General features: G+C 66.7%; 8 protein-coding genes and 1 pseudogene. 6 read left to right on the top strand and 3 right to left on the bottom strand.

The features are described from left to right. The 3 genes from F3T56_RS44825 to F3T56_RS44815 form a co-directional block, all read right to left on the bottom strand. Positions 1–408, bottom strand: a 408-nt coding sequence (locus F3T56_RS44825) for an FAD-dependent oxidoreductase (protein ID WP_149831215.1), incomplete at its 3' end; no start/stop codon positions are given. Next, on the bottom strand, positions 405–1,979 hold the full coding sequence (locus tag F3T56_RS44820) for a class I adenylate-forming enzyme family protein (protein ID WP_149831214.1): 1,575 nt from the start codon (positions 1,977–1,979) through the stop codon (positions 405–407). The genes F3T56_RS44820 and F3T56_RS44825, both read right to left, overlap by 4 nt. A gap of 111 nt (positions 1,980–2,090) precedes the next feature. Next, positions 2,091–2,960 (bottom strand): arylamine N-acetyltransferase family protein, encoded by an 870-nt coding sequence (locus F3T56_RS44815; protein ID WP_149831213.1) that lies wholly within the window; start codon positions 2,958–2,960, stop codon positions 2,091–2,093. A 330-nt stretch (positions 2,961–3,290) separates the two neighbouring features. Here F3T56_RS44815 and F3T56_RS44810 point away from each other — a divergent pair, with 330 nt between their 5' ends. The 6 genes and pseudogenes from F3T56_RS44810 (at position 3,291) to F3T56_RS44790 (ending at position 8,171) form a co-directional block, all read left to right on the top strand. Then, positions 3,291–3,833, top strand: coding sequence for an SRPBCC family protein (locus tag F3T56_RS44810; protein WP_149831212.1), 543 nt, complete (start codon positions 3,291–3,293; stop codon positions 3,831–3,833). Positions 3,834–3,924: 91 nt separating this feature from the next. Continuing rightward, a complete protein-coding gene (locus F3T56_RS44805) occupies positions 3,925–5,517 on the top strand; it encodes a class I adenylate-forming enzyme family protein (protein WP_149831211.1) in 1,593 nt (530 codons plus the stop codon). Next, on the top strand, positions 5,510–6,703 hold the full coding sequence (locus F3T56_RS44800; RefSeq protein ID WP_149831210.1) for an FAD-dependent oxidoreductase: 1,194 nt from the start codon (positions 5,510–5,512) through the stop codon (positions 6,701–6,703). Before F3T56_RS44805 ends, F3T56_RS44800 begins: the two co-directional genes overlap by 8 nt. Before the next feature lie 225 nt (positions 6,704–6,928). Continuing rightward, a pseudogene (locus F3T56_RS44795) lies at positions 6,929–7,751 on the top strand (IS5 family transposase). Next, a complete protein-coding gene (locus F3T56_RS49095; protein ID WP_246204785.1) occupies positions 7,748–7,933 on the top strand; it encodes a hypothetical protein in 186 nt (61 codons plus the stop codon). Before F3T56_RS44795 ends, F3T56_RS49095 begins: the two are co-directional and overlap by 4 nt. Further along, positions 7,884–8,171: a hypothetical protein gene (locus F3T56_RS44790; RefSeq protein WP_246204784.1), complete on the top strand. Its 288-nt coding sequence runs from the start codon at positions 7,884–7,886 to the stop codon at positions 8,169–8,171. The genes F3T56_RS49095 and F3T56_RS44790 overlap by 50 nt, the downstream gene beginning before the upstream one ends. Positions 8,172–8,313 lie beyond the last annotated feature (142 nt).

Raw genomic sequence — 8,313 nt, 5'->3', positions numbered from 1 at the left:
GGTGCCCTCCAGGCACAGCAGCCGCACTCCGCGCTCGACCTTGCCGCCCAGAGCGTGCAACCGCTCGGTCAGCAGCCGTTCGGTCTCCGGTTGAGGCAGGATGCGGGAAGCCAGGTCGGGAGCGAAGCGGAACGCGGCCAGCTCCCTCCGGTCGGAGAAGTAGCGGAAGGCATCGACACGGACCGACGCCTGCCGGATGCCCGTGCCCACCCCGAGGTCGTCCAGGATGTCCAGCGCCCGTGGCCATAGGGACAGCGCCCGCGGTTCGCGAGCGGGCTCCGGGGCACGGTCGACGATGCGTACCGTCACACCGCGCCTGAGGAGTTCGCAGGCGGCAGCAAGGCCGGTGGGCCCGCTGCCGACGACGAGGACGTCGACGCCGTCACCGGCCGGATGCCGGCCGCTCATTTGGTCGGGTCCAGAAGCTCGTGCATACGGCGGGCCAGCTCAATGCGCTGTACCTTCATCGTCGCGGTGCGGGGCAACTCCGCCAAGGGCAATTGCACAGGATCGGAGAGCTGCGGGAAATCGGCCACCGCCCGGCGCCACCGCTCGACGTCGAGCGGTCGATCCTGCCGTGTGCACACGACGGGCAGCGGCTCCTGCCGCGGACCGCGCACCAGCACCAGCTCGGTCAGCTCCTCCATACGGGCCAGGACGGTGGCCTCGACCTCCAGCGTGCTGTGAATGTTCGGGATCACGTCGACCTCGCGGTCCAGCAGGTGCAGGCAGCCGAACCGGCTGCGGTAGCCGACGTCGCCGCCGCGCCACCACTCACCGAAGACCTGCTGCTGGAACCGCTCTTCCTCGCCGAAGTAGGTGACCGCCCGGCCGGGAGTCCGCACCTCGATGTATCCGGGGGTCTCCCGAGAGGGCCGCTCACCTTTTCGGCTTACCAGTCGGAAGCTGGTTATTCCCGGCATTCCGTACCCCAGGCAGCGGCCGTTGGCGCGATGCGCGTTCCTGCGGGTGTAGCCACGGCCGACGAGTGGCCCGCACTCGCTCTGCCCGTAGATCTGGAAGAACATCGGCGACCGCCGCTCCGACGCGCGCAGCAGCCGGTCCATCGTGCCCGGGTGGATCGCGTCGAACGTGGTGCTGAAATACTTGACGTTGGCCAGCGGCCGGCGCGGATGGTCCACGAGCTCCTCCCACTCCATGAAGGAGTTGGGGTGAGTCTCCAGAAAACCTGGCCGGGTCTGGGCGAAGAGCTCCGCTGTCTTCTCCGGATCCGAGTCGTTCATGATGACCAGGGGCATGGCCCGCGGCAGCAGGACGGCGAGCGCCAGATACATCCGCGAGTGCACATACGACACGTGGATGGCCACGGTCTCGCGCTTGCGGATCAGCGACACCAACCTGTTCTGCGGACGGAACCGGCCGCGCAGCGACCGTGCGGAATGCACGACGAGTTTGGGCAGACCGGTAGTGCCCGAGGTGTGCGTCATCAGCGCGGGCTCGTCGGGATCCTGGAACACCGGCGGCTGCGACGGCGCTCCCGCCAGATCGTTCAGCGAGATGGCGCCGGAGTGGGAACCGGCCGTGACGATCAACTGTTTGGTGAGGTCCGCCAGCGACGCTTCGGCCAGCGAGCCTTCGAGTTTATCCTGGTCGGTCACCAGATGCGGACCCTGCAACCGCTCCAGCAGGGCAGCCACGCTGTCCCCGTCCAGTGCCGGGGACAGCATGACCGGCACCGCGCCGATCCGTGCCGCCGCGGTGGCAAGCAGGTAGATGTCGAAGTTGGCGGCTTTGTGGATCGCCACCCGCTCACCGGGCCGCACTCCGGCGGCCCACAGCCGTGCCGACATGTCCGCCACATGGCGGGCGAGCTCGGCGACGGTGATCTGGCGGCCCGTGCCGGGCAGCACGTCCAGATCGTGGTCGAGCGTCAGCACCGTGTCGCCTCGTCTGGCAGCCGCCAGCTCCGGCACCGTCCCCAGATATAGGGCGTCCTTATCGGCCGAAATCCGAGCCATGGGATCTCTCCTCGACTGTCAGGATGGGTAGTAGCTGACTAGAAGCGGACGCGGAGCCGTCGGCTCCGCGGTCCGGCAGCGGTGCCGCCGGACGGTTGGAGTCGCACGACGTCAGTCGGCGGACGGCTCGTCGGAGAAGAGCTCGCGCAGCAGTCGCGCGTCGTCGGGCCGCACGGCGATGCCGAAGGTGTCACGCAGCTCCCGAACGACCTCGTCTGCCGTCAGCGCCGTCTCGACGGTCCGGCCATCGGCGTACGTGGTCTTGAGCACCTGGTCCCTGAGTACGTGCCGCACCTTCTCGTCACCGCGCTGCGCGGTCAGATGGCCGAGGAAAACCGAGTTCGGGTCGGCGTACGAGAAATGGTTGATCATGTCGTAGTCGATCGGGTACTGCCGTTCCAGGCGCAGGGCGTAGACATCGAACCAGCCGTCGGTGTGCTGGGAGCGAAGTACCCATTCCTCGCCGTCCTGATCCAGCCGCCAAGTCCAGTCGCCCACTGTCAGGGTGGCGCCGTCACGGAAGGGGATGGGCTCCAGGATTCCCTCGTCGCCGAATGCGGCGTCGGCCATCCACAGCTGACCTTCCACTTCGACGAGCAGGACCACATGCGATCGGGCACGCGTCGGGGAATTGTTGCCGCGACGCACCCGTGAGACATGCCGCACCAGGGGGAAACCCAGACGCTCCAGGGCGGCGGCGAACAACAAGTTGCTCTCCAAGCAGCATCCACCTTGGCGGTCTTCCACGATCTTCTTCTGCAGATGTGGTATGTCGAGTGCCATCTTGCGCCCGAGCGCCATGTCCAGGAGTTCCCAGGAGATAGCGGCGATATGGGCGCGCTGCACACGGCGCAGCGTCTCCAGATCGGGGGTGCGTGGACCGGAATAATCGATCCGGTCGAGATAAGCGTCCAGGTCGAGCAGGTGAGCACCCCACTCCGGCTCAGAACCGGGCATCTTGGGCAGAACGTATTGTTCCATCGATCTGTCTGTTCCTCTTCTTCGTCAGGTCGGCCAACTCGGCAATCCCGGCGGGATTTTCGCCGAGTCTTCCCGAGCCGCGTGAAAGTCGGCAAACCCCCTGTCACGACTCCGTCAAGTAGAGGGCGGTTGGGTCCGGTCCCCACGGCGGCGCCGTTCGTTCCTGCTTTCAGGGGGGCGCGGCGGGGCACCAGCAGGTTTGGCCGGGCCCTGCCGCCCCTGACCACCGGGCGGGCCGCAGCCCGCGCCGGAACTCCTCGGGGTGGGCAACTTGACGTATCCGCAAGGAGCCCTTTGACCCGGGGCCGTTCCGCCGACAAAATCTCCCCCATGACTTCCAGCTACAGTGAGAATTCACCCCTTTTCGAAGTGAGTGCCACGGTGCAAATAGGGGCGACACCGTACGAGGTATACGACGTAATCAGCGACCTGAAGCGGAGCAAAGAATGGAGCGAAGAATGCGTGGGCGGTGAATGGGTATCCGGCGAGCCTGCAACGGTGGGCGCCGTGTTCCGTGGCGAGAACACCCGTGAACCGGATGTGGTCGCGTGGGCGCCGGTGGTGCGCGGCACCTGGTTCACGGATTCTGAGGTGGTTGCGGCAGAACCCGGCCGCTTGTTCTCCTGGGCGATAAGGAATAGTGCGGGAAACAAGCAGGAAAGCATTTGGGGGTTCGAAATCCGGCCTGTTGAGGCAGGGAGTGAGTTGGTCCACAACTTCCGCATGGGGAGTCCTACCGAGGGAATCCTCGAAATCACGGCCGACATGACAACGGAGGAACGCGAGAAGTTCATCGAAGAGTGGTCGCAAAAATTGAAGCAAGACATCTCGGCCACGGCCGGGCGAATCAAGAACGTCATCGAGAGCGCCTGATCCAGACGTTCGAGGGCCGAGTTAATCCCCGCCGGTAGGACCTGCGGCGGTTGCCCCACGTCTCCGTCACCTAAACGAGGGCAAGCCACACATGCTTCTGCAACGCATCGCGAACCGCGGCATCCGGCTGGGCACGCTCTTCGAGCGTGCGGCGATCAGCTACCCGGCCAACGTCCTGATTCTTGACCGTGACCTCGACATCGCCCCGCACCTGGGCCGACTGGCCACCATGGCCCAGATGGCCGATCTGGTGGACGACATCGCGGCCCGGCTCTGGGCGGCATCGGTGCGGCCCGGCCAGCGCGTCGTCGTGTACAAGACCGACGGCTTCGACATCGCCCTGTTGGCGTGCGCGGTGGCGCGCGTCGGAGCGGTCCCCGTTCTGTTGTCCCCCCAGCTCGACGGAGAGACCGTCGCTGAGTTGGTGCACCGGACCGACCGCCCTTTCCTCGTCACCGACCAGGACAAGCTGGAGCGGTACCTGCCCGAGTCGGTCTTCGCGCTGTCGGAAGGCGTGTTGCTCACATCGGGCAGCTATGAGGGCGCGACGGAACTGCGGGCGCTGGAGGGAGCCAGGCGAGTTCCCCCCGTGATCATGCCTCCGGACCATCCGACGCTGATCACCCACACCTCCGGCACCACCGGCACCCCGAAACTCGCCGTGCACACTGGGCGGAGCCTTCAGGCCCGCTACCGCCCCCAGGCCGCGGTCGTCACGCCGATCCTGGCAGGCCGGCGCGAGACGGTCGCCATGCACGTGTCGTTCGTGCACTCGAGGCTCTTCACCGCGCTGGCCATCTCGCTGCTCCGGGGTATGCCGATCATCGTGCTCACCGATTCCGATCCCGGGCACGTTGCCGACATCTTCGCCCGTCATCGTCCCGGCGTCATCGAAGCCCACCCCAACTCCTTCATGAAGTGGGAGGTACTGGCTAAGGAGCCGCGGCAGCCGCTGGCCAACGTCAAGCTCTACAGCAGTACCTTCGACGCACTCCACCCGCGGACGGTGAAGGTCCTCCTGTCCGCCACACGACGTCGCGCGCCCCTGTTCGGCCAGCTCTACGGACAGAGCGAGGTGGGCCCGGCCGTCGTCCGCGCGTTCTCCAGACGACGACCGCTGGACGCGGACGGCCGGTGCGTCGGGATGCCGTTCCCCGGCATGACGGACGTCCGCATCGTCAGCCGTGACGGGAATCCGCCGTCCGCATCCAATCCCGGTTACATCGAGATGCGCAGTGACGGGCGGATCGTGACCTACCTCGGCGAGGAGGAACGCTACAACCGGCAGATCTCGGACGGCGGATGGTGGCGCATGGGTGACGTGGGCTACCGAACCAAATGGGGATGCGTCCACCTGCTCGACCGGGAGGTCGATGTGATCGAAGGGTTCGGGAGCACTCTGGCCGTCGAAGACGCCATCTTCGCCAGGCTTGAAGATATCGCCGAGGTCGTCATCATCCCGGGGAGCGACGGGATCGCGGTGCCGGTGGTGTGTGTCAAGGACGACAAGCCCCTGGATGGCGTCGCCTGGAAGGCGGCCACCGCGGACCTGCCGCCGATGGCGGACCCTGTCGTACGGCGGCTGGACGAGTTGCCGCAGACCGCCACCACCAAGATCAAACGATTGGAGCTGGCACGTCGGATGGCGCCCCAGGACACCTCGAAAGGCAATCAGCATGGCTGAGATCGTGGTGATCGGCGGTGGGATCGGCGGGCTGGCGGCAGCGTTGAGCATCTCGCGCCAGGGCCATCGGGTGATGGTCGTCGAACGCGCCGACCGGTTCGCTGAGATCGGTGCCGGCATACAGATCGCACCGAACGGGATATACGCACTGGAACGACTCGGGCTGGGAGAAGCGGTACGCGCTTCGGCCGTGCTCATGGACGAGCTGCGGTTCATGGACGGAGTCACCGGGGAGCACGTGGTGAGCATGCCGCTCACCGAGGAGTACCGGCGTCGGTTCCGTAACCCCTATGCCGTGGTACACCGAGCCGAACTCCATAGCCTGCTGCTGAACGAGTGCGCTGCCTCGGACATGATCCGGCTCCGCGTCAGCGGTACCGCCGTCGGGTACGACTCGTCGCGTGACAGCGTCACGGTGATGCTCGACAACGGCGTACGGATCACCGGTGACGCCGTGATCGGTGCGGACGGCATCAACTCCGCGATCCGTCGGCAACTTGTCGGCGACGGCGAGCCGCGGGTGTCGGGCATCACCATCTACCGTGCGATCGTGCGTATGGAACGCGTTCCCTCGGAGTTGCGGTCCACCAAAGCCGTGACCTGGTGGGCGGGGCCCGGATGCCACTTCGTGCACTACCCGATCGCAAGAGGCAGCTATCTGAACCTCGCGGCCAGTATCGACGACAGGGCGCCCGAGGCGTTTGCCGGAGTGCCCGCGTCGCGGGAGCACGTACTACGGCAGTTCGCTGTCCTCGGTGAGACCGCCCAGCGGCTGCTGCAACTCGGCGAGGACTGGAGGTCCTGGGTGCTGGTGGACCGGGACCCGGTGGACAGTTGGAGCGACGGACGCGTGGTCCTGCTGGGCGACGCGGCCCACCCGATGCTGCACTACGCGGCCCAGGGCGCTTGCCAAGCACTCGAGGACGCCGTGTTCCTCGGTGATCTGCTCAACTGCCCCTCGCCCGATTTCCCCGGTCGCTTCGAGCAGTTCTGCCAGAACCGGCGCAAGCGCACCGCCCGGATCCAGACCCTCGCCCGGGAGAGTGTCCGACTGTGGCACCCTTCGGGCGACGCCGCCAAGGCAAGGAACTCCGCTCTGAGCTCGCTCACCCCGACCGAACTGCACGACTACGTGGCCTGGATGCACAGCGCCCCGGCGAGCTGGCATGTCCCCGCCGGCACGTGATCATCCGGCCCCGACCGCCGGTGGCCAGGACACGCGGCGTCTCCGGAGGCTCGCGCAACCGCGGCCGGACGCCGGCGCTTGTGGAGCGCGGCCCATGGCTTGCTACGGGCACGAAGTCCCTGAGAGGGCGGTATGTGACGTGATGCTCCGTTTGTTGTCGCTGGAACGTGTGGCGCAGGTGTATCGGGGCTGATCCGGGAGTCATGTCGTGCTGGAGTGTTCTTCGTGAGCGACCGCCAGCCCTACAAGAGCGACTTATCCGACGAGCGGTGGGCCCTGATCGAGCCCGTCATCGCCTCCTGGAAGGCTCAGCATCCCTCCGTCAGCGGCCATCAAGGCGCCTACGACATGCGGGAGATCGTGAACGCTCTGCTCTACCAGTCCCGTACCGGCTGCCAGTGGGACTACCTCCCCCACGACCTGCCCCCGGTCGGCGCGGTGAAGTACTACTTCTACAAGTGGCGCGACGACGGCACCGACCAGACCATCCACGACCTGTTGCGTCCGCGAGAGCCGGGGGCGCAAGGCCGACCCGAGCCTGGTGGTGCTCGACACCCAGAGCCTGCACGCGGCCGTCGGGGTGCCCGCCGACACCACCGGAAGGGACGCGGCAAAAAAAGTGCCAGGCCGCAAGCGCGGCCTGGCAGTTGATGTTCTCGGTCTGGTGATCGCGGTGGTGGTGCTGGCCGCGTCCGCGCACGACAACGCCGCCGGTATCGCCCTGCTGGACAAGGTCGCCGCCGACACCGACACGGTCCACAAGGCCCTGGTGGACCAGGGGTTCAAGACCGCCGTCATCGACCACGGGCAGAAGGTGGGCATCGACGTCGAAGTCGTCGAGCGCAACCCGGCCACCAGCGGGTTCGTCCCGCAGCCCAAGAGGTGGGTGGTGGAGCAGGTGAACGGGATCATGATGCTGCACCGCAGGCTGGTACGGGATTACGAGCACCGGCCCGCCTCCGCCGAGTCGAGGGTGTACTGGGCCATAAGCGACCGGATGGCCCGGATGCTGACCGCGACCTCCACCCCCACCTGGCGCGGCGCATGAGCGGCAGCGAGCTGACCTTGGGAGCGGTGCTGACGCGCCTGGAGGAGCAAGAGCGCGAGATCGCCGCGCAGGCCGAGGCCACGCGGGGACGCATCGCGGAACTCACCGCGCAATTAGGGGAGTTCGACAGGGTTGCCGAGGAGGATCCGCATCACCCGCAAGACCCTGCTGGCGCTGCCTGATCCGTCCCCGCCGACGCCGCCGGCCGCGAAGCTGCCGGACCATCCGGCCTACCAGCAGATCATGGCCGTGTTCGCCGCGGCCGACGCCCCGCTGCGGGCACGGGCGGTCTGCGAGGCGATAAATCTGGAGATCGCGCCCAGCAACGTCAACAACGTCCGGCTGAAGCTCAAGCGGCTGGTCGAACGCGGGATCCTGATCGAGCCCGAGCAGGGGTTGTTCACCCAGCCACGGCCATAGCCACCCGGAGAGGCCACGACCAGCCCGACAGCCCCAACTGAAAGCGCGAAACGGGCAGCATGTCACTTACCGCCCTCTGAGTGGGCGTTCACATAGCTTTTTTTCGGTATGCAAGTTTTGCCCATGCCTCGCTTTGGGCGCA

This window comes from Streptomyces tailanensis (assembly GCF_008386495.1).
In the GTDB taxonomy this organism is placed as follows: Bacteria; Actinomycetota; Actinomycetes; order Streptomycetales; family Streptomycetaceae; genus Streptomyces; species Streptomyces tailanensis.
Note: the sequence above shows the minus strand (reverse complement) of the source record. Positions and strands in the feature narration are given on the sequence as shown.

Bases quoted from the DNA above. Each gene is read 5' to 3' on its own strand.
- F3T56_RS44820 (WP_149831214.1), bottom strand. From the start codon at position 1,979: ATGGCTCGGATTTCGGCCGATAAGGACGCCCTATATCTGGGGACGGTG.
- F3T56_RS44815 (WP_149831213.1), bottom strand. From the start codon at position 2,960: ATGGAACAATACGTTCTGCCCAAGATGCCCGGTTCTGAGCCGGAGTGG.
- F3T56_RS44810 (WP_149831212.1), top strand. From the start codon at position 3,291: ATGACTTCCAGCTACAGTGAGAATTCACCCCTTTTCGAAGTGAGTGCC.
- F3T56_RS44805 (WP_149831211.1), top strand. From the start codon at position 3,925: ATGCTTCTGCAACGCATCGCGAACCGCGGCATCCGGCTGGGCACGCTC.
- F3T56_RS44800 (WP_149831210.1), top strand. From the start codon at position 5,510: ATGGCTGAGATCGTGGTGATCGGCGGTGGGATCGGCGGGCTGGCGGCA.
- F3T56_RS49095 (WP_246204785.1), top strand. From the start codon at position 7,748: ATGAGCGGCAGCGAGCTGACCTTGGGAGCGGTGCTGACGCGCCTGGAG.